Annotated in this window: 18 protein-coding genes; 16 read left to right on the top strand and 2 right to left on the bottom strand. The window is 72.8% G+C overall.

The features are described 5' to 3' along the window. Window positions 1-234: 234 nt before the first annotated feature. Complete coding sequence (locus FHX39_RS15625) at window positions 235-993, top strand: SGNH/GDSL hydrolase family protein (RefSeq protein ID WP_183339922.1); 759 nt, start codon at window positions 235-237, stop codon at window positions 991-993. Here FHX39_RS15625 and FHX39_RS15630 read toward each other — a convergent pair. Beyond that, window positions 924-2072, bottom strand: a complete 1149-nt coding sequence (locus tag FHX39_RS15630; RefSeq protein ID WP_183339924.1) for a CDP-glycerol glycerophosphotransferase family protein — start codon at window positions 2070-2072, stop codon at window positions 924-926. The genes FHX39_RS15625 and FHX39_RS15630 overlap by 70 nt on opposite strands. A 320-nt stretch (window positions 2073-2392) precedes the next feature. On the opposite strand from FHX39_RS15630, the gene FHX39_RS15635 reads away from it, so the two are divergent. The 7 genes from FHX39_RS15635 (at window position 2393) to FHX39_RS15665 (ending at window position 10519) form a co-directional block, all read left to right on the top strand. Continuing rightward, complete coding sequence (locus FHX39_RS15635; protein ID WP_183341554.1) at window positions 2393-3670, top strand: ROK family transcriptional regulator; 1278 nt, start codon at window positions 2393-2395, stop codon at window positions 3668-3670. Beyond that, window positions 3667-5226, top strand: a complete 1560-nt coding sequence (locus FHX39_RS15640; protein WP_198423432.1) for a sugar ABC transporter ATP-binding protein — start codon at window positions 3667-3669, stop codon at window positions 5224-5226. Before FHX39_RS15635 ends, FHX39_RS15640 begins: the two co-directional genes overlap by 4 nt. Further along, the gene (locus FHX39_RS15645; protein ID WP_183339926.1) at window positions 5223-6284 is read left to right on the top strand and encodes an ABC transporter permease; all 1062 of its coding nucleotides are present in this window, start codon (window positions 5223-5225) and stop codon (window positions 6282-6284) included. The genes FHX39_RS15640 and FHX39_RS15645 overlap by 4 nt, the downstream gene beginning before the upstream one ends. A gap of 44 nt (window positions 6285-6328) precedes the next feature. Then, window positions 6329-7402: a substrate-binding domain-containing protein gene (locus tag FHX39_RS15650; protein WP_183339928.1), complete on the top strand. Its 1074-nt coding sequence runs from the start codon at window positions 6329-6331 to the stop codon at window positions 7400-7402. 75 nt (window positions 7403-7477) lie between these two features. Then, window positions 7478-8485 carry a sugar phosphate isomerase/epimerase family protein gene (locus FHX39_RS15655; RefSeq protein ID WP_183339930.1) on the top strand — a complete coding sequence of 336 codons (1008 nt, stop codon included), beginning with the start codon at window positions 7478-7480 and terminating at the stop codon, window positions 8483-8485. Between the two features lie 113 nt (window positions 8486-8598). Further along, window positions 8599-9258, top strand: a complete 660-nt coding sequence (locus tag FHX39_RS15660) for an acVLRF1 family peptidyl-tRNA hydrolase (RefSeq protein WP_183339932.1) — start codon at window positions 8599-8601, stop codon at window positions 9256-9258. Between the two features lie 235 nt (window positions 9259-9493). Continuing rightward, window positions 9494-10519, top strand: a complete 1026-nt coding sequence (locus FHX39_RS15665) for an ornithine cyclodeaminase family protein (protein WP_183339934.1) — start codon at window positions 9494-9496, stop codon at window positions 10517-10519. A gap of 45 nt (window positions 10520-10564) precedes the next feature. On the opposite strand, the gene FHX39_RS15670 is transcribed toward FHX39_RS15665, so the two are convergent. Then, window positions 10565-11254: a GntR family transcriptional regulator gene (locus tag FHX39_RS15670; protein ID WP_183339936.1), complete on the bottom strand. Its 690-nt coding sequence runs from the start codon at window positions 11252-11254 to the stop codon at window positions 10565-10567. Between the two features lie 105 nt (window positions 11255-11359). Here FHX39_RS15670 and FHX39_RS15675 point away from each other — a divergent pair, with 105 nt between their 5' ends. The 8 genes from FHX39_RS15675 (at window position 11360) to lon (ending at window position 21170) form a co-directional block, all read left to right on the top strand. After that, on the top strand, window positions 11360-12268 hold the full coding sequence (locus FHX39_RS15675) for an ABC transporter substrate-binding protein (RefSeq protein WP_183339938.1): 909 nt from the start codon (window positions 11360-11362) through the stop codon (window positions 12266-12268). After that, on the top strand, window positions 12265-13365 hold the full coding sequence (locus tag FHX39_RS15680; RefSeq protein WP_183339940.1) for an ABC transporter permease: 1101 nt from the start codon (window positions 12265-12267) through the stop codon (window positions 13363-13365). The genes FHX39_RS15675 and FHX39_RS15680 overlap by 4 nt, the downstream gene beginning before the upstream one ends. Then, window positions 13362-14291 (top strand): ABC transporter permease, encoded by a 930-nt coding sequence (locus tag FHX39_RS15685; RefSeq protein ID WP_183339942.1) that lies wholly within the window; start codon window positions 13362-13364, stop codon window positions 14289-14291. The genes FHX39_RS15680 and FHX39_RS15685 overlap by 4 nt, the downstream gene beginning before the upstream one ends. A 1-nt stretch (window position 14292) precedes the next feature. Beyond that, window positions 14293-15159: an ABC transporter ATP-binding protein gene (locus FHX39_RS15690; protein WP_183339944.1), complete on the top strand. Its 867-nt coding sequence runs from the start codon at window positions 14293-14295 to the stop codon at window positions 15157-15159. Continuing rightward, a complete protein-coding gene (locus FHX39_RS15695; RefSeq protein WP_183339947.1) occupies window positions 15156-16151 on the top strand; it encodes an oligopeptide/dipeptide ABC transporter ATP-binding protein in 996 nt (331 codons plus the stop codon). Before FHX39_RS15690 ends, FHX39_RS15695 begins: the two co-directional genes overlap by 4 nt. A gap of 80 nt (window positions 16152-16231) precedes the next feature. Continuing rightward, window positions 16232-17929: an ABC transporter substrate-binding protein gene (locus FHX39_RS15700; RefSeq protein WP_183339948.1), complete on the top strand. Its 1698-nt coding sequence runs from the start codon at window positions 16232-16234 to the stop codon at window positions 17927-17929. A gap of 172 nt (window positions 17930-18101) precedes the next feature. Then, a complete protein-coding gene (locus FHX39_RS15705) occupies window positions 18102-18668 on the top strand; it encodes a GNAT family N-acetyltransferase (protein WP_332836955.1) in 567 nt (188 codons plus the stop codon). Window positions 18669-18809: 141 nt separating this feature from the next. Beyond that, entirely contained in the window at window positions 18810-21170 is a 2361-nt protein-coding gene (gene lon, locus FHX39_RS15710) for an endopeptidase La (RefSeq protein ID WP_183339950.1), read from the top strand. Window positions 21171-21228: the final 58 nt, after the last annotated feature.

The raw sequence follows: 21228 nt of genomic DNA on the forward strand, positions 1-21228 counted from the left end.
TGACTCTCGGGCTCCGGGGTGGCCCGCACCGGCGACAACGAGATCATCGCCAGCAACGCCCTCACCCTAAGGGAACCTGAGTCTGAGGCCAAACGTTCCTGCGGTGACGGCTCTCATAGTGCCGAACGCTGCACGAAAAGGGGACGGGCGGTAACCTTCCGCTCGTTCATGCAGGTCTCAGGAACAACCGGAAGGTGTCGTCGTCGCGATGCTCGAGCGCGTCGTCGTGATCCCGTGAGCCGACGTTCCCGCGCCAGGACCCGCCTCGGCCTGGCCGTCGTCGCCACCCTCGCCGTCCTGGGGCTCGTCTCCGGCTGCAGCACCCCGGCCGCGCCGCCCGCCCCCGAGCCGACCTGCACCCTTCCCGACCCGCGCCCGACGCTGGTCCCCGGCAGCCTCGTCCTGCCCAAGAACCCCGACGTCCTGGTCCTCGGCGACTCCTACACCGAGGGGTACGGCGCCGAGCCGGAGACGAAGGGCTGGGCCTACCTCGTGGGCAAGCCGCTCGGGTGGAAGGTCACGGTCAACGGCGTCGGCGGGACGGGCTACGTCAACCCGGGCCCGCGCAACGAGGGCACGTACCTCCAACGGCTGGCCGGCGTCCAGGGCGGCACGTTCGACCTCGTGGTGCTGCAGGGCGGGTCGAACGACCGCGACACCCCCTACCTCGCGCTCACCGACGCCGTCTCGCGCACGGTCGACGCGGTCCGGGCGAAGTTCCCCGGGACCGCGGTCCTCCTGATGGGCCCGGCGACCCCGTACGGGAAGCCCGACGGACCGCGGCTGGTCGCCCAGTGCGTGCTCGCCGGCTACGGGACGCAGCAGCACCTCCCGTTCGTCGACCCGCTCGCCGAGAGCTGGTTCGTCGACGGCGACGGGTCCCGCTACGCCAACCCGGTCAACGGGCACCCGAGCAACGCCGGCTACCGCGTGATCGCGGGCCGCTTCGAGACCGACGTCCGGGTGCTCCTCGGGACGACGAAGCGTTCCTGACGCCGCGGGCGGCGGGCCGCCTCCTCGAAGACCGGGCGCAGCCGCTCGGTGGAGCGTCCGTCCTCCCACGAGCAGAACGTCCGCCGGAACGCGCGGTAGCGGGCCCGATGGGCGGCGTGCCCCTCGTCGAGCGTGCGCAGGGCGTGGAGCAGCTCCTCCGGCCGGCTGAGGACGGGCCCCGGCGCGACCGGCTCCAGGTCGAAGTAGAAGCCACGCAGCGAGTCGCGGTACGCCTCCAGGTCGTACGCGTAGAAGACCATCGGCTTCCCCGTCGCGGCGAAGTCGAACATCGTGGACGAGTAGTCCGTGACCATGACGTCGGCGGCCAGGAACAGCTCGGCCACGTCCGGGTGGTACGACACGTCGACCACGCCCTCGACGGCCGGTGCGTCGCGCAGGTGCGTCACCTTGTAGTGCAGCCGGGGCAGCAGGACGAAGCCCGGGCCGAGCGACGCGGCCAGCTCGTCCAGGGGGACGGCGAACTCCAGCCCGCCGACGGGCGGCTCGAAGTGGTCGCGGTCGCGCCAGGTCGGGGTGTAGAGGACGGCCGTGACGCCGTCGGGGATGCCCAGCGCCTTGCGGACCCGGGCCCGGGTCCGCGGGGCGGACGCGGACGTCAGGACGTCGTTGCGCGGGTAGCCGGTCTCCAGCACGCTGCCGGTCCAGCCGAAGGCGGCCCGGAGCCGGGGCGTGCTGACGGCGTTGGGCGAGACGAGGTGGTCCCAGCGGGCCACGTCGCGGTCGAGCTCGGCGAGCCGCCCCTCCGGCGCCCACAGCACGTCGTGGTGGATCCGCTTGAGCGGCGTCCCGTGCCAGGTCTGGAGGTAGGTCGCCCCGGGAGCCTTGGTCCACTCCGCCTCGAGGTGGGTGTTCGCCACGACCAGGTCGGCCGACTCCAGCGCGGCCACGGCAGCCGGGCCCTCGATCGGCACGGTCGCGACGTCGGCCGGGAAGCCGTGCAGGTGGGCGGGGTCGGCCAGCCACAGGTGCTCGCCCGGGTACTGGTCGCGGTAGGTCTCGTAGAGGACCCGGGGGCTGTCGCTGTAGCGACCGTCGAACGAGTTGTAGACCACCTTCATGCGCGGTTCCTCCGTCAGGGTGTCGTCGACGCGCACGGCGCGCGGGCACACCCGGACGTGAGCCAGGCCTTCGGCTGGTGGCTGCTCGCTGATCCTCCGTGTGTGTCGCACCGGTGCGATGTGTCGATCTCTCGGACGGGCTTCTTCCCCGTCCGACCCTCCAGCAAACGACCCCGCCCCAAACGCCGACGCTGGACGAGAACGCGCTCGGTGCACCGACGCACCTCAGTCCGCGCCGCGACTGTCCCCCCTGGATGTGCTTGACGTCACTCTGGGCGCGGTTTAGTTTGTTGGACCAACAGACAAAGGAGCCTGTGGTGATGGTCCGTGATCGCTCGCTGCTCGCGGACGCCGGCACGTCCGCGGGTCTGCTCGCGGTCCGGCGCCACAACCTCGCCCTGGTGATGTCGCACCTCCGCGCGGCCGGGGCCCGTTCGCGGGCGACCATCGCGGCCGAGACCGGCCTGAACAAGGCCACCGTGTCGAGCCTGGTCGCCGAGCTCGTCGAGCGGGGGCTCGTGGCCGAGGGCGAGACCGAGCGCGGTGCGGTCGGGCGCCCCTCGCAGCACGTCGACCTCCGCGGCGGCACCTTCTTCACGGTCGGCGCCGAGGTGAACCTCGGCTACCTCTCCGTCGTGGCGCTGGACGTCCGGAGCGAGGTCGTCGCCGAGCGCTGGGTCCCGCTCGAGGCCGGCCCGCTCGACGCCGACGTCGCGCTCCCCCGCCTCGCCACGCTCGTCCTCGAGATCGTCGCCTCGCTCACCGCGGCCGGTGGCGAGCTCGTCGGGGTCACCGTGGCCGTCCCCGGCCTGGTGGAGCGCTCGACGGGCCGCGTCCTGCGGGCCCCCAACCTGGGCTGGGCGCAGACGCCGGTCGTCGAGCAGATGCGTGCGCTTCTCGACGACCCCGCCTGCCCGCTGCTCCTCGACAACGAGGCGAACCTGGCCGCCCGGGCCGAGGTCGACGCCCCCGGCCGGGCCGACGTCGCCGACCTCGTGCTGCTCACCGGGGTGGTCGGCGTCGGTGCCGGTGTGGTCGCCGCCGGCCGGCTGCTGCGCGGCGTACGCGGTTTCGCCGGCGAGGTCGGCCACCTGCAGGTCGACCCCGGCGGTCGCCGGTGCGGCTGCGGCCGACGGGGGTGCTGGGAGACCGTCGCCGGGCTGGACGCACTGCTGTCGGGGGCCGCGGACGCCGACGACCCCGTCCGCGACCCGACGCTGGACCTCGTGGCGCGCCTCGCCACGCTGATCGCCCGCGCCGAGGCCGGCGACCGCCGGACGCTGGACGCGCTGGACCGCACCGCGGACTGGCTCGGCACCGGGGCCGGGTTCCTGGTCAACCTGTTCGACCCCGGGCTGCTCGTGCTCGGCGGCTACTTCGCCCTCCTCGGGCCCTGGCTGGCCGAACCGCTGCGGAGGTCGCTGCCCGACCGGGTCTTCGCGCCCCAGCCGGCCGGCTGCCGGGTCGAGTCCTCGGCGCTCGGCTTCACCGCGGCCGCCCGCGGCGGCGCGCTCGAGGCGCTGACCTGGATCTTCGACGACCCCACCGCCGTGACCTCGCCCCGCGCCGGGGCCGTCCCCGCAGGAGCGCCCGCATGACCACCGCACCCACCACGCCGTACGAGCCCGTGCCGTCCGAGGACGCCCCGCCGCTGCTCCAGATGCGCGGCATCCTCAAGCGCTTCCCCGGCGTGCTCGCTCTCGGCGGCGTCGACCTCACCGTGCGCGCGGCGGAGGTGCACTGCCTGCTCGGGCAGAACGGCGCCGGCAAGTCGACCCTGATCAAGGTCCTGTCGGGGTCCTACCAGCCGGACGGGGGCGAGATCCGCTGGGAGGGCCGGCCGGTCTCGTTCCCCTCGCCCGTCGGGGCGATCAAGGTCGGGATCTCGACGATCTACCAGGAGCTGGACCTCGTCGCCGACCTCTCGGTCACCGAGAACATCTTCCTGGGCCACGAGCTGTCCACCGCCGGCTTCACCCGGCGCGGCCAGGCCGGCGCCCGGGCCCGCGAGCTGCTGGCGCGGATGGGCCACGCCGGCATCGGCGTGCACCGCCTGGTCGGCAGCCTCTCGCCCGCCTCGCAGCAGATCGTCAGCATGGCCCGCGCGCTCTCCCACGACACCCGGCTGCTGGTCCTCGACGAGCCGTCCGCCGTCCTCGACTCCGGCGAGGTCGCCAACCTGTTCCGCGTGGTCCGCGGCCTCGTCGCCCAGGGCGTCGCCGTCGTCTACATCTCCCACCGGCTCGAGGAGATCCGCCAGATCGGCGACCGGATCACCGTGCTGAAGGACGGGACCAGCGTCGCGACCGACCTGCCGGTGAGCGAGACCCCCACGCGGGAGCTGATCCGGCTGATGACCGGACGTTCCATCGAGTACGTCTTCCCGCCGCGACCTCAGGAGCCGGCCGCCCTGACCACGGCCGCGCCGGTGCTCGAGGTCGACGCCCTCGCCCGGCGCGGCCTCTTCTCCCCGGTCAGCTTCGCGGTGCACGCGGGCGAGATCCTCGGGCTGGCCGGGCTCGTCGGTGCGGGACGCTCGGAGGTCCTCGAGACCCTGTACGGGGCCCGGCGCGCGACGTCGGGGTCCGTCCGCGTGAACGGTCGGACGATGCCCAACGGGTCGGTCGCGGCCCGCGTCGCCGCCGGCGTCGGGCTCTGCCCCGAGGAGCGCAAGAGCCAGGGCCTGCTGCTGGACGAGTCGGTGACCGCGAACGTGACCGTCTCGAGCCTGCAGCGCTTCTCCCGCGCCGGGTTCCTCGACCACCACGCCGAGAGGGTCGCCGCGCGGGAGGTCACCGCGTCGCTGGACGTGCGGCCCGCCGGCGTCGACCGGGCCGTCCGCACGCTGTCGGGCGGCAACCAGCAGAAGGTCGTGCTGGCGCGCTGGCTGCTGCGCGGGTGCAAGGTCCTGCTGCTCGACGAGCCCACCCGGGGCGTCGACATCGGGGCGCGGACCGAGATCTACACCCTGATCAGGGCGCTGGCCGACTCCGGGGTGGCCGTCGTGGTCGTCTCCAGCGAGGTCGAGGAGGTGCTCGGCCTGGCCGACCGCGTCCTCGTGATGCGGGAGGGGGCGGTGGTCCACGAGGCCCCCGCGTCCGCCCTCGACGAAGCACAGGTCCTGGACCTGGTCATGGAAGGAGCACCCGCATGAGCGAGCCCGAGACCGCGGTCGTCGGCCGCGCCACCCCGTCGCCGGGGGCGCAGCACGAACCGTCCCGCACGCCCGACCTCGACGCCGACGGCGGGGGGCTGGCGCACCTGCTGCGGACCGCGGCCGGCCGGAACCTCGGCCTCGTCGTCGCCCTGCTGATCCTCTGCGTCGCCGGGGTGGTGACCGGGGGCGACCGCTTCGCCGACGGCGCGAACGTCCTGACCATCCTGCGGCTGGCCGCCGTGATCGGCGTGGTGAGCGTGGGGCTCACGTTCGTCATCACCGGCGGCGGCATCGACCTGTCGGTCGGGGCGATCGTCGCGCTCAGCTCGGTCTGGTGCACGACGCTGGCCACCCAGACGATCGCGAACGAGACCACCTGGCTGGTCATGGTGTTCGCCGCCCTGGCCGTCGGCGCGGGCTGCGGCCTGGTGAACGGGGTGCTCGTCGCGTACGGGCGGATCGTCCCCTTCATCGCGACCCTGGCCATGCTGGCCGGCGCCCGCGGGCTGGCCGAGATCATCTCCAACCGGCGTACGCAGATCGTGAACGTCCCCGCGTTCGTCGGCGTCCTCGACGCCGACGTGCTGGGAATCCCGGTGCTGGTCATCCTCTTCGCGGCGGTCGCCGCCATCGGGTGGGTCGTGCTCAACCGCACGACGTTCGGCCGCCGCACCGTCGCCGTCGGCGGCAACCCCGAGGCCGCGCGGCTCGCCGGCATCCGGGTCCAGCGGCACACGATGTACCTCTACGTGCTGCTCGGCGTGTGCTGCGGCATCGCCGCCCTGATGCTGGTCGCCCGCACCACGACCGGCAGCTCGACCCACGGCACGCTCTACGAGCTCGACGCCATCGCCGCCGTCGTCATCGGCGGGACGCTGCTGTCGGGCGGTCGCGGCACCATCGTCGGCACGGTGCTGGGGGTGCTGATCTTCACCACGCTGTCGAACGTCTTCACGCTCAACAACCTCTCGATCTCCGCGCAGTCGGTGGTCAAGGGCCTGATCATCGTCGCCGCCGTCCTGCTCCAGCAGCGCCTCGCCGCCCGCAAGACCTGACCCACCCCGAGACCCGACCCGTTCACCGTCGAAAGGAAGTCGCCATGTCCGTCCGTCCCTCCCGAGGTCTGCACCGCAGCCTCCTCGGCACCGCCACCGTCCTCAGCTGCACCGCGCTGCTCGCCGTGGCCGGCTGCACGAGCAACACCCCCGAGCCCACGACCAGCGCGCCCGCGGCCAGCGCCCCCGCACCGGGCGCCGGCTCCGGGAACGACGCCCCGGGCGAGAAGGTCGTCATCGGCTTCTCCGCCCCGGCCGCCGACCACGGCTGGATGGCGGCCATCACCGACAACGCGAAGAAGGCCGCGGCGGAGAACCCCGACGTCGAGCTGAAGGTCGCGGCCGGCACCAACGACGTCAACCAGCAGATCAGCCAGGTCGAGACCTTCATCAACGACAAGGTCGGCGCGATCGTCATCCTGCCCTTCGACGGCGCGGCGCTGACCGCCGTGGCCAAGAAGGCCACGGAGGCCGGGATCCCCGTGATCAACGTGGACCGCGAGTTCAGCGACCCGAACGCCGCCCGCGTCACCGTCCTCGGCGACAACTACGGCATGGGCGTCTCGGCCGGGCAGTACCTCTGCACCCAGCTGCAGGGCAAGACCGACGCCGTGGTCGCCGAGATCGCCGGCATCGACTCGCTGCCGCTGACGCAGGACCGGAGCAAGGGCTTCAAGGACGCGCTCGAGAAGTGCGGTCAGAACGTCGACAACCGCGTCGCCGCCGACTTCACCGTCGAGGGCGGGGAGAAGGCGACCGCCAACCTGCTGCAGGCGGCCCCCAAGATCGACGCCATCTGGAACCACGACGACGACCAGGGCGTCGGCGTCCTGGCGGCGATCAAGAACGCCAACCGCAGCGAGTTCGTCATGATCGGCGGCGCCGGCTCGGCCAACGCCATGCGCGACATCAAGAGCGGCACCGGCGTGCTCAAGGCGACGGTCGTCTACCCGTCCACGCAGGGCGCCGACGGCATCAAGCTCGCCCGCCTGCTCGTGCAGAAGAAGGGCCTCGGCGACCTGCCCGAGGTCGAGGTCCCGCGCGTCGTCCAGCTCTACGCCCCGGTCGTCACGTCGGAGAACGTCGACCAGTACGCCGGGACCGCGTTCGAGTCCTGAGTCGAGCCCGGAGCCGTCGGGGCCACCCGGCCCCGGCGGCCCCACCCCTGACCACCCGTGGAGGAGCAAGCACCGATGACCCGACCGATCACCCTGTTCACCGGCCAGTGGGCCGACCTGCCGTTCGAGGAGGTGTGCCGGCTGGCCTCGTCGTGGGGCTACGACGGGCTGGAGATCGCCTGCTGGGGCGACCACTTCGACCCCTGGGCCGCCGTCGAGGACGCCGCGTACGTCCCGGCCAAGCTGGAGACCCTCAAGCGCCACGGCCTGCAGGTCTTCGCGATCAGCAACCACCTCAAGGGCCAGGCGGTCTGCGACGACCCGATCGACGCCCGGCACCGCGACATCCTGCCGGACCGGATCTGGGGCGACGGCGACGCCGAGGGCGTCCGGCAGCGGGCGGCCGAGGAGATGAAGATGACCGCCCGGGCCGCGCGCAAGCTGGGCGTGGACGTGGTCGTCGGCTTCACCGGCTCGTCGATCTGGAAGTACGTGGCCATGTTCCCGCCCGCGTCGCAGTCCCTGGTCGACGCCGGGTACGAGGACTTCGCGAACCGCTGGAACCCGATCCTCGACGTCTTCGACGAGGAGGGCGTCAAGTTCGGGCACGAGGTGCACCCGAGCGAGATCGCGTACGACTACTGGACGACGACGCGCGCCCTGGAGGCGGTCGGGCACCGCGAGGCCTTCGGCCTCAACTGGGACCCGAGCCACTTCGTGTGGCAGGACCTCGACCCGGTCGGCTTCCTCTGGGACTTCCAGGACCGGATCGTCCACGTCGACTGCAAGGACGCCAAGCTCCAGGTCGGCAACGGGCGGAACGGTCGGATGGGGTCGCACCTGGCCTGGGCCGACCCGCGCCGCGGCTGGGACTTCGTCTCCACCGGGCACGGCGACGTCCCGTGGGAGCGCTGCTTCCGGATGCTCAACACGATCGGCTACACCGGCCCGATCTCGGTCGAGTGGGAGGACGCCGGCATGGACCGGCTCGTCGGGGCCCCCGAGGCGCTGGAGTTCGTGAAGCGGCTCGCCTTCGACGCCCCCGACGCCGCCTTCGACGCGGCGTTCAGCAACCAGGGCTGAGACCACCCGACTCCCGCGCCCCGGCGGCCACGCTGCGCCCGTTCCTGCGAGCGCGACCACGCCGCCGGGGCGCAGAGTCGTCGGGCCGGCCGCTCCTGACGGAGGATCGACCGGTGACCAGCACCCGACCCCCCGGCGACGGCGGGGCGGACCGCGTCGTCCTGGTCGTAGCCGAGCGGCTCGCCGGCTGGGTGACGCGCTTCGAGGCCCGCCACGGCCCGGTCACGACGTCGGGGACGGCCGCCGAGCTCACGCTGACCGCGGCGGACGGGGCGGTCGCGGTCGTCGAGGTCCCGTTCCCGCCGCTGCCGTCGGCCGCGGACCTGCCGTCGGTCGTCGAGCACGCCCTCGTCGACCGCACGGTCGGGGCCGTCCTGGTCCGCCGGGGCGGGTACGCGGTCGGCTGGTTCGAGGGCTCCCGGCTGATCGGGTCGAAGGTCGGCAGCACCTACGTCCAGGGGACCACCAAGGCCGGCGGCTGGTCGCAGCAGCGCTACGCCCGACGCCGGGCCAACCAGACGCAGCAGGCGTACGCCGAGGCCGCCGACGTCGCGGCGACCCTGCTGCGCCCCCACCTGGGCGAGCTGACGGCCGTGGTCGGCGGCGGCGACCGGGCGGGTGTGCTCGCCGTCCTGGCCGACCCCCGGCTCGCCGGGCTCGGCCCGCTGCTCCAGCCGCGGGTGCTCCCGACCGTGGACCCCCGGCTGCGGGTGCTGCAGGCGTTCGGCGACCAGCTCCGCGAGGTCCGGATCACCCTCAGCGCGGACGCCTGACCCCCTGGTCCAGCACCGCAGGCCCGGTCCCGGTGAACTCTCGTATACATCTTCCCGAGCGGGACGGGGACCTGTCGTCGGTCGGCCTGCTCGGGTGTCGACCGCTTTTCGTCCTGCGGTGACCGTAGGTAACCCCACCGTCACGAAAGTTGTATACACAGAGAGCGCACGTACGCCCCTGTCCGTGTGTCCCGACCGTCGTGGAGACCCCCTTGTCGACCCCCCTCCCCACCCGATGACCCTGTTCCTGAGCCGGGAGGACCTCACCGGTCTCCTGAGCACCGCCGAGGTCGTCCGCGCCGTCGAGGAGATCCATCTCGACCTGGGTCTCGGCACCATGACCCAGGGCCCGCCCGCGCTGCTGGCCAGCGGGGTCGGCGACGCCGTGCTCCTGCCGATGGCCGCGCTGTCCGACCGGCTCGGCCTCGCCGTGGTCAAGCTGATGTGCGACATCCCGGAGAACCGGGAGCGCGGGCTCCCCCCGCAGCGCTCGACGCTGCTGGTCAGCTCGACGGTCACGGGCGAGTGCGTCGCCGTCCTCGACGGCGCGGTCCTCACCCGGCAGCGCACCGCCGCCGCGTCCGCCGTGGCCACCGCCCACCTGGCCCGGGCGGACAGCCGGACGCTCGGCCTGGTGGGCGCCGGCGCGCTCGCCGTCGAGCACGTCCGGGCCCTCACCGAGGTCCGCGCCTTCGAGCGCGTCGTCGTCTGGACCCGGTCGGAGCAGACCCTCGTCGACTTCGCGCTGGCGTGCGACGAGCTCGGCCTCGACCTCCCGCTCACCCGGGCGACGAGCGCTTACGACGTCGTGGCCCAGTCCGACGTCGTCTGCACCCTGACCCCGTCGCGCACCCCGGTCGTCGAGGGACGCTGGTTCCGCGCGGGTCAGCACATCAACGCGGTGGGGGCGCCGCCGCGCCCGACCCACCGTGAGATCGACGCCGAGGGGATCGCCCGGTCCGAGCTCTTCGTCGACAGCGCGAGCACGTCGATGGCCAAGTCGGGCGAGATCCTCCTCGCCATCGCCGAGGGCGCCCTCCCCCCGCACCCCGGGCTCCGGGAGCTCGGGGCGGTGGTGGCCGGCCGCGACCCCGGGCGGGTCGACCCGGACGCGATCACCCTGTTCAACTCGGTGGGGATCGGCGCGCAGGACCTGGCCGTCGCGGCGCTGGCGATCGACCGCGCCCGGCTCACCGGCGTCGGCACCGACCTGCCCATGACCGCGCCGCAGCTCCAGGACGCCGGCCAGCAGCCCGGCTGACCGGCGCGGAGGTCGGCCGGGCGGGGCGGGCCGGGCTGAGCCCGCTCAGGCGACGGCGTCCCCGGCGGCGCGGGCACCGGAGGTCCAGAGGCCGCTCAGGGCCTCCTGGGTGGCGTCTCTACCGGACTCGACGTGGGCGTACATGAGCGCCTCGGTGAGCCGGACGTTGCCGGCCCGGACCGCGTCCAGCAGCGCCTGGTGCTCCTCGCTCTGCCCCCGCAGGTCCCGGCCCGACGTCAGGTAGAACATCCAGGCCATCCGCCCGGCGAGCAGCCGCATGAGGCCCTCGAACAGGGGGTTCCTCGAGGCGGCCGCGAACGCGAGGTGGAGCTCGGCGTTGGACAGCGCGAGCTCGATCGGGTGGTCCTCGGCGAGGTGCCGCTCGGACCGGCTCATGGCGCTGGTGAGCGCGGACATCACGGCCGGGTCAGGGGTCTCGCGCATCCGCCGCGCTGCCGCGGCCGCGGCCGCCACCTCGACCCCGAGCCGGGCGTCGAACAGGTCGTCGATCAGCTTCGGCGTCCAGGTCGTCACCACGCTGCGGCGGCGGGGTGCGGTCTCCACGAAGCCCTCGAGCTGCAGCAGGGGCAGCACCTCGCGCACCGGGACGCGCGACACCGACAGGTCCTGCGCCAGCCGGGTCTCGCTCAGCACCTGGCCCTGCGCGTACTCGCCGAGCATGATCTTGCGGCGCAGCAGCTGGTGGACCTGGAGGGGCTTGGGCTCGTCGACCACGGCCCCATGCTAGGACGTATACACCGCCAGCGGGGTGAGTTGGCTCTTACCGATGTGTAATGCCGGTGGAACGCGGCCGAAACACCTGTTTTGTATACATTTCTCATGCTCTCCCTGTCGGTCTCCGCCACGTCGCACGGTCAGAACTACCTGCCCCTGTACTACGCCGAGGCCGCCGGGCTCTTCGCCGCCCGCGGCCTGGAGGTCCGCGTGTGGGACCGCGACCCCTGGACCGAGGTCCTCGACGACCTGGCGTCCGGCGAGGCCGACGTCGTGCTCGGCGGGCTGTGGGTGCCGGCGATGTACGCCGGGCGCGGGCGCGAGCTGGTGACCGTCGGCCAGATCAACGCCCGGTTCTCCAAGACCGTGATCACCCGCGAGCCGGTCGCCGACTTCGACTGGAGCTGGATCACCGGCAGGACGGTCCTCGTCCCCGGGGCCGGCGGCACCGCCCCGTACGAGTTCACCGCCGGCCTGATCCGCGCCGCGGGTGTCGACCCGGCGAGCGCCCGGTTCGTCCGCGACCTGTCCGGCCCGATGCTCACCGAGCTGTTCCTCGGCGGGCACGGCGACGCGATGGTCGTCGACGCCTTCAGCGCGGCGAAGCTGAGCACGGCCGGACTGGTCCACCAGACCTACCGCCTCGCCGGACCGGGCGGCGTGATGCCCAACAGCGTCTTCTACACCGACCCGGAGCGGCTGGACCCGCTGCTCGCGCCGCTGACCGCCTTCCTGGCCGCGCTGCAGGAGGCGATGGACGCGATCAACGCCGGCGCCGCCACCGCCGGGCTGCTGGCCGAGCACTGGCCGGGAGCGACCGAGGCGGCGCGGGCCGCCGCCACCGCCGAGCTGGTCGAGAACGGGACCTGGGAGTCCGTGGTCGTCGACGAGGCCGCGTGCAACCGGTGGATGGACATCCTCCGGGAGGGCGGACTGGTCTCGACCGCCGCCGACTACTCCTCGCTCGTCGACACCCGGGCGGTCGACACCGCTCTCGCCGAGCCGGTCCGATGACGACCACCTCGGCCCTCGAGGTCACGCTCGCGCCGGACACGGCGCCCGCGGTCCGGGGCCGCGGCCGCACGCGGGTCCTGTCGATCCTGCGCTCGGTCGGTGGCAGCCTCGGCGTGATCCTCGCGGTCGTCACGCTGACGTTCCTCGTGACCCACGTCGTCGCGCCGGACCCCACGAACCTGTTCCTGGGCTCGGCCGGCTTCGCCAGCGCCGCGGACGAGGCCGTGGCGCGCGAGCAGGTCCGCGCGGACCTCGGTCTGGACAAGCCGCTGCCCGAGCAGTACGCCCTCTTCCTCGCCCAGCTGGCCCAGGGCGACCTCGGGAAGTCCTTCCAGACCGGACGCCCGGTGCTGACCGACCTGACGGACCGCTTCGCCGCCACGGCCGAGCTCGCCTCGTACGCCCTCCTCTTCGGGGTCGTCGTGGGCGTCGTCATGGGGGTGTTCTCGGCGGCCCGCCCCGGGCGGGCGTTCGACCGGGTCTCGCGCACGGTCTCGATCGCCTGGATCGCGACCCCCCAGTTCTGGGTCGGCCTGATGCTCGTGTGGCTCTTCACCGTCCAGTTCCAGGTGCTGCCCGGACCGATCGGGCGACTACCGATCGGCGTACGACCACCACCGGACATCACCGGTTTCTACGTCCTCGACGGGGTGCTCACGGGCCGGTTCGACACCGCCGGGAAGGCCGCCGCGCAGCTGGTGCTCCCGGTCGTCACCCTGGCGATCGGTCTCGCGGCCCCGATCGCCAAGGTCGTCCGGACGGCGATGGTGGAGTCGCTGGGCTCGGACTACATCCGGACGGCGCGCGCCCTGGGCTTCGGCACGACGCGCATCCGCTTCGTCTACGCGCTCAAGAACGGGCTGCTCCCGGTCGTCACCATCCTGGCCGGCATCGTCGCCTTCACCCTCTGCGGCTCGATCCTCGTCGAGGGGATCTTCGGCTGGCCCGGGGTCGGCAACTACTCCCTGCAGGCCATCCGGACCTCCGACTTCCCGGTCATCCAGGCCTTCGTCCTCTACGCCTCGGCGATCTACGTCCTCATCTACGAGGTCCTGAACATCGTCTACGGCTTCGTCGACCCGAGGTCCCGCGCATGAGCGCCGCGACGCAGGCGAAGACCTCCCCGACGGACGCCACCCTGTCGGACGCCGCCCAGCCGGACGCCGCTCAGCCGGAAGCCACCGGGGCGGGCTCCCGGATCCGCGAGCTCTGGGCCGGTCAGGACGCCGTCAAGGTCGGCGCCGTCATCATCGTCGTGCTCTGCGCCGCCGCCCTGGTGTCGCTGGTGTGGACGCCGTACCCGCCGCTCGCCAAGGCGGTCGGCCCCTTCAACGCCCCGCCGAGCGCCGACCACTGGTTCGGGACCGACGCCACCGGCTCGGACGTGTTCTCCCGGGCGCTGGCCGCCACCCGGACCGACCTGGGCGTCACCGCCCTCGTGGTCAGCATCTCCCTGGTCGTCGGCACCCTCTGGGGCGGGATCAGCGGGTTCGTCGGCGGCTGGTTCGACGCCGTGTCGATGCGGCTGCTGCAGGTCATGAACGCCTTCCCCGCCCTGCTGCTCGCCATGCTGGTCATCACCGCGCTGGGCGGCAGCCTGCGCGACCTCATCCTCGTGGTGGTCCTGATCCCGCTGCCCGACTACATGCGCCTGGCCCGGGCCGAGGTGCTGACCAAGAAGAACTGGCAGTTCGCGGAGGCCGCGGCCATGATCGGGCGCCGGCCCGCCGGGGTGCTGTTCCGGCACCTGCTGCCCAACTCCACCCGCCCGCTGATCGCGTACGCCGGCATCAACGCCTCCTGGGTCATCGCGACCATCGGGTCGCTGGGCTACCTCGGTCTCGGGATCGAGCCCGGCTCCGCCGAGTGGGGCTCGATGATCGCCGGCGGCCAGTCCGGGGTCGTCGACGGGCAGTGGTGGACCTCGTTCTTCCCCGGGGTCGGGATCTTCCTCGTCGCCGCCGCCTTCCACCTGCTCGGTGACGGCCTCACCGACCACGACCTCGTCCGACGCGGGAGCTGAGATGGAGCAGACCGGTTCCACGACGCTGGAGGTGGTGCCCGAGCTCGACCACGAGCCGGACCCCACCGACGTGATCGTCGCCTTCGAGAACTACTCCGGCGGGTTCCGGGGGCGGCACGGCGGCCGGGTCACCCCGATCCTCAAGGGCGTCGACGTGGCCTTCCGCCGCGGCGCCCTCACCGCGGTGGTGGGTGAGACCGGCAGCGGGAAGACGATGCTCGCCCTGAGCATCGTCGGGCTGACCCCCGCCACGTTCGAGCGCACGGGCGGCTCGATCCACCTGAACGGGACCGACCTCGGCGGGTACGACGAGGCCGCCTTCCGCGGTGTCCGCGGCCGCACGGTGGCCATGGTCTTCCAGGACTCGCGCAGCGCGCTCAACCCGGTCTTCACCGTCGGCCGACAGCTCGTGGACGTCGTGCGGCTGCACCAGGGTCTCGGCAAGGCGGCGGCCCGGACGCGGGCGGTCGAGCTGCTCGAGCAGATGCGGGTCCCCGAGCCGGAGCGGCGCCTGCGGCAGTACCCGCACGAGCTGTCCGGCGGCACCGCCCAGCGCGTCCAGCTCGCCATCGCCCTGGCCTGCGAGCCGGAGCTGCTCCTGCTGGACGAGCCGACGACCGGCCTCGACCTGACCGTCCAGGCCGAGGTCCTGGAGCTCATCGTCGAGATGATCAAGGGCGGCCGGCTGTCCGCGCTGCTGATCACCCACGACATGGGGGTCGTGGCCCAGACCTGCGACGACGTCGTCGTGCTCCGGCACGGCGAGATCTGCGAGTCCGGACGGACCTCCTCGGTGCTCACGAACCCCACCCACCCCTACACCGCCGAGCTGGTCGCCGCCAGCCAGACGCTCGGAGGCACCCGATGACCCGCTCAGCCCTGGTGGTCAACGGGATGGTCAAGCGGTTCGCCGTGCGCGACCGCGGCGTACGGGCCCAGCTCACCGCGGTCGACGGTGTCGACCTCACGCTGGCTCCCGGGGAGACGGTCGCCGTCGTCGGGGAGTCCGGCTCCGGCAAGTCCACCCTCGCGCGGTGCATCGCGCGCCTCGTCGAGCCGGACGCGGGCCGCGTGATGCTGGACGAGGTGGACCTCACGGGCCTGCGCCGCCGGTCGCTGTGGCAGGCGTACCAGCGGCTGCAGATGGTGTTCCAGGACCCGATGACGTCGCTGAACCCGCAGATGACGGTCGGGGAGACCATCGACGAGCCGCTGCGGCTGCACAGCCGCCGGTCGCGCCAGGAACGTCGCGCGCGGGTCGAGGAGCTCCTCGCCGACGTCCGGCTCGACGCCGCGCTGCTCGGGCGCTACCCCCGCCAGCTCAGCGGTGGCCAGCGCCAGCGGGTCGCGATCGCCCGCGCGCTGGCGGTGGACCCGACCTACCTGCTGCTCGACGAGCCCACCTCGGCCCTCGACGTGTCCGTGCGCGGCCAGGTGCTCGACCTGCTCTCGCGGCTCCGCGAAGAACGCGGCCTGGGCTACCTGCTCATCTCCCACGACCTGTCCTCGGTCCGGCGCATGGCCGACCGCGTCCTCGTCATGTACCTCGGCTCGGTCGTCGAGACCGGCCGGACCGAGGACGTCTTCACCAACCCGCAGCACCCGTACACCCGGGCCCTGCTCTCCGCGGCGATGTCGACCCAGTACGGCACGACCACCGAGCGGATCCGGCTCCGGGGCGAGATCCCCAGCCCGGTCCACCTCCCGGCCGGCTGCCGCCTCGCGTCCCGCTGCCCCGAGGTCCAGCCGTCGTGCCACACCGCCCGGCCGCCGCTGCTCACCGTCTCCGGGGGGCCGCACCTCGTGGCCTGCCCCGTGGTGCTGTCCGGCCACCCGGAGGTGCTCAGCAGCATCGCCTGACGCAGGCTGCCCACCGATCCGGACCACCGAAGACGCTCTCCCTCCCTCGTGCCGACGCCCGGCACAGAACAGGAACACCCATGCCCGGAAGCACCCAGACCCGACGCGCCGTCGCCGCGCTGGTCGGCCTCACCACCTTCACCGTGCTCACCGGCTGCGGGTCGGCCGGCTCGCAGAGCGACACCGAGGCCCCCGCCGCGACCACGGCCATCACCACGGCCTGGCCCGCCGACGTCACCTCGCTCGACCCGGCCAACCTCTCGACCGGCCAGGACCGCGCGCTGACCCGGAACATCTACCAGCCGCTGCTGTCGCCGAAGTTCGCGGAGCAGGCCGACGGATCCCTCAAGTTCCAGGGGGCCGAGGTGGTCCCGCTGCTCGCCGAGTCCTGGACGACCAAGGACTCCTCGATCACGTTCAAGCTGCGCCAGGGGGTCAAGTTCCACGGCACCGACGACGAGGTCACCGCCTCGGACGTCAAGTTCAGCCTGTCGCGCATCTGGAAGACCCCGGGCGTCGGTGACTTCAAGGCCAACGGCCTGCAGTCCCCCGACCAGATCAAGGTCGTCGACCCGTCCACGGTGACCATCGACTTCGTCACCTCCGCCGGGAAGCCGACGCCGGTGACCCCGACCCTGATGGCGATCTTCAGCCAGGCGTACACCAGCATCCTCGACGAGGACGCGGTCAAGCCGCACGTCACCGACAGCGACCCCACCGGCTCGGCGTGGCTGCGGGAGAACGCCGTGGGCACGGGCCCGTACGCCATCACGGACCGCAAGCCCGGCACCAGCATCACCCTCGCGGCCTCCGACGACAGCTGGATGCCCAAGCCGGCCTACCCGGACGTGAACATCCAGATCACCACGTCGGGCGTCAGCTCGCTGCTGCGCAACCAGACGATCAACTACGCCGACTCGGGCTTCACCAACGCCCAGGTGAACACCCTCGGCGAGGCCGGCCTGAAGGTCGTGTGGCAGGACACCGGCTTCTTCGACATGTTCGCCATCACCGCGGGTCCGGCCGAGCAGGTGGGCGCCCTCGCGGACCAGCGCGTGCGCCAGGCCATCGCGTACGCGCTCCCCTACCAGGACGTGCTCGACAACGTCGCCTACGGCCGCGGCACCCGGGCCAAGTCCATCGTCATGGACTCCGCGCCGGAGTACACCCCGGCCTGGGAGCAGTACACGACCGACCTGGACAAGGCCAACGCGCTCATGGCCGAGGCCGGGAAGCCCGCGATCGACGTCCCCCTCTACTACCTGCAGGGTGACGACGACCAGACCAACACCGCGCTGCTCATCCAGGCCAACCTGACGAAGATCGGCATCAAGGCCAACCTGACGCCGCAGACCCAGGCCGGCCTGTTCGACGTGGTCAACGCGCGGTCGCAGACGGAGCCGGGCGCCAAGGTCGGCCCGCCCGGGCTCGAGCTGTTCAACTGGTCGGCCTGGACCGACGACCCGAAGATCGTCATCGGCTACTGGGCCACCAAGGGCGGCATCAACAACTACCCCCTCTGGAGCTCGGAGACCGTCGACGCGGACAACGCGAAGTTCGCCCTGCAGCCGACGTCCGCCGACCGCACCGCGGCCTACCAGCAGGCCCAGAAGGAGATCGCCGACGCGGCTCCGCTCATCCCGATGATCACGACCGGAGCCGTCACGGTGACCACGCCGGGCATCGCCGGGGTCTCGTTCTCCCCGACCGGCTCGGGCCGCTTCTGGACCCTGCACCCGGAGGGCACCGCGAGCCCGGTGGCCCAGCTGGTGAAGTAACCGCTCGAGGAGCAGCAGCGGGTCGTCGACGAGCGGCCCGCGGGTGGCCGGCCGGGTCCTTCCCGGCCGGCCACCTCGTACGGGGGCTTCGGACCGGGGGTACGGACCGTGGGCTACGGTGCCGGTCCCGTCTTCACCCGACCGACCCCCTAGGAGCGCCGGCTTGCGCGTCGTGACGACCACCCTGGAGATGCGGGAGCCGCCGGAGCGGGCGGCACGGCCCCTGCCCGACGGCGTCCGCCTGGAGCGCGTGCTCCAGATCTCCCCCGAGTACGCCCGCTTCCTCTACGGCCTCGTGGGCGGCCCCTGGCACTGGACCGAACGCCTGGGCTGGTCCCGGCAGCAGTGGCTCGACGAGCTCGCCAACGAGGGCGAGGAGCTCTGGGTCCTCTACCGCGGCGGCGCGCCCGCCGGCTACGTCCAGCTCCACCCCACCCGCCGGGAGAGCGGTCTCGAGGTCGAGATCCGCTACTTCGGGCTGGCCGAGGACGCGATCGGCCACGGCTACGGCGGCCTCCTCCTGGAGCACGGCCTCCGGCACGCCTGGACCGTGCACGAGCGGAGCGACCTCCCCCGCCCCACCCGGGTCTGGGTCCACACCTGCACGCTCGACGGCCCCGCGGCGCTGGCCAACTACCAGGCGCGCGGGATGGTCGTGACCACCGTCGAGGAGGACGAGCAGGACGGGCCGGACCAGCCGCTGGGGTCGTGGGTCTCGAGCGGCGGGCCGCGCTCCTGACGTCGAGGGAGGGGATCGCCCGCCGTCACCGGCCCGGGCCGTGTTCGCCCCCAGAGGACGCGGGGAAGAAACCGGACCTCCCCAGCCTTGAGTCGATGTCGCTCAACCACACCTGAGCGGCCCCGAACGGAGGCTCGACCCATGACGACCACACGACTCCCCATCCTCTTCCTGAACGACCTGGTCGTGCTCCCCGGCATGGTCGTGCCGGTCGAGCTCGACGACGCCACGAAGGCCGCGATCGACGCGGCCCGTGCGCACAGCGACGACACCCTGCTCGTCGCCCCCCGCCTCGACGACCGCTACGCCTCGTACGGCGTGGTCGCCTCGATCGTCCAGCTCGGCCGCCTGCAGAACGGCGACCCGGCGGCGGTCCTCAAGGCCGACCGCCGCGTGAAGATCGGCTCCGGCGTCTCCGGGCCCGGCACCGCGCTGTGGATCGAGGCCGAGGAGCTCGACGCGGTCTTCGAGACCGACGAGATCCGCGCGCTCGCCGAGGAGTACAAGCACCTGCTCGTCGCCACGCTCCAGCGGCGCGACGCCTGGCAGGTCATCGACACCGTGAACAAGGTGACCGACCCGGCCGCGCTGTCCGACCTGGCCGGCTACGCCTCCTGGCTGACCGACGAGCAGAAGCGCGAGCTGCTCGAGACCCCGTACGTGGCCGACCGGCTGCGGGTGCTCGTCGAGTGGGTCAAGTCCCACATCGCCGAGACCGAGGTCAACGACAAGATCTCCGAAGACGTCCGCGAGGGCATGGAGAAGAGCCAGCGCGAGTTCCTGCTGCGCCAGCAGCTGAACGCCATCCGCAAGGAGCTGGGCGAGGACGAGCCCGAGGGGGCCGACGACTACCGCGGCCGCGTCGAGGCCGCCGACCTGCCCGACGACGTCCGCAAGGCCGCGCTGCGCGAGGTGGGCAAGCTCGAGCGGGCCAGCGACCAGAGCCCCGAGTCGGGCTGGATCCGCACCTGGCTGGACACCGTCCTCGACCTGCCGTGGGCGGTCAAGACGACCGACTCGACCGACATCGGTGCGGCCCGCGAGGTGCTCGACGCCGACCACCACGGGCTCGAGGACGTCAAGGACCGGATCGTGGAGTACCTCGCCGTGCGCGCCCGTCGCGCCGAGCGCGGGCTCGAGCTCGTGGGCGGGCGTGGTTCCGGTGCCGTGATGGTGCTGGCCGGTCCTCCCGGGGTGGGCAAGACCTCCCTCGGTGAGTCCGTCGCCCGCTCGCTGGGCCGCAAGTTCGTCCGCGTCGCCCTGGGTGGCGTCCGCGACGAGGCCGAGATCCGCGGGCACCGGCGTACGTACGTCGGCGCGCTGCCCGGCCGCATCGTCCGCGCGATCAGCGAGGCCGGCTCGATGAACCCGGTCGTGCTGCTCGACGAGATCGACAAGGTCGGCTCGGACTACCGCGGCGACCCCTCGGCCGCCCTGCTCGAGGTGCTGGACCCGGCGCAGAACCACACGTTCCGCGACCACTACCTCGAGGTCGACCTCGACCTGTCCGACGTGCTGTTCCTGGCCACGGCGAACGTGATCGAGAACATCCCGCAGCCCCTGCTGGACCGCATGGAGCTCGTCACCCTCGACGGCTACACCGGGGAGGACAAGGTCGCCATCGCCCGCGACTTCCTGCTGCCCCGGCAGCTGGAGCGGGCCGCGCTGACCACCGACGAGGTGCAGGTCGACGACGAGGCGCTCCGCGAGATCGCGGCCGACTACACGCACGAGCCCGGCGTACGCCAGCTCGAGCGGCTGCTGGCCAAGGCGATGCGCAAGGCGACCACCCGCCTGGCCAAGCCGGGCGAGCAGGCGAAGGAGGGCCCGTTGACGATCACCAAGTCCAACCTGCGTGAGTTCCTCGGTCGTCCGCGCTTCACCCCCGAGGCGCACGAGCGGACCTCGGTCCCCGGCGTGGCCACGGGCCTGGCCGTGACCGGCCTGGGCGGCGACACCCTGTTCATCGAGGCCAGCGTCCTGCCGGCGTCGGAGGGCTCGGCGAAGGGCGGCGGCGGGCTCACGCTCACCGGCCAGCTCGGCGACGTGATGAAGGAGTCGGCGCACATCGCCCTCTCCTACGTCCGGGCCCACGCCGAGCAGCTCGGGATCACCGACCCGTCCGTGCTCGACCGGCCGATCCACGTGCACGTCCCCGCCGGGGCCGTCCCCAAGGACGGTCCGTCCGCGGGCGTCACGATGGTGACCGCGCTGACCTCGATGGCGACCGGGCGACCGGTGCGCGGCGAGGTGGGCATGACCGGCGAGGTCACGCTCAACGGGCGGGTCCTGCCCATCGGCGGGCTGAAGCAGAAGCTGCTCGCCGCCCAGCGGGCGGGCCTCACGACGGTGTTCGTCCCGCAGCGGAACGCGCCCGACCTCGACGAGGTCCCGACCGAGGTCACCGACGCGGTCGAGGTGGTCCTGACCACCGACGTGGCGACGCTGGTGGCCGCTGCGCTCGAGCCCGCCGTGGCGGCGGCGACGGCCGTCGCCGCCTGATCCGCGCCTGACGGGCCCGGTGTCTCCTCGGAGGCACCGGGCCCGTCCTGGTTGACGG

Origin of the sequence: Microlunatus antarcticus, assembly GCF_014193425.1 — a bacterium.
GTDB classification, from domain to species: Bacteria; Actinomycetota; Actinomycetes; order Propionibacteriales; family Propionibacteriaceae; genus Microlunatus; species Microlunatus antarcticus.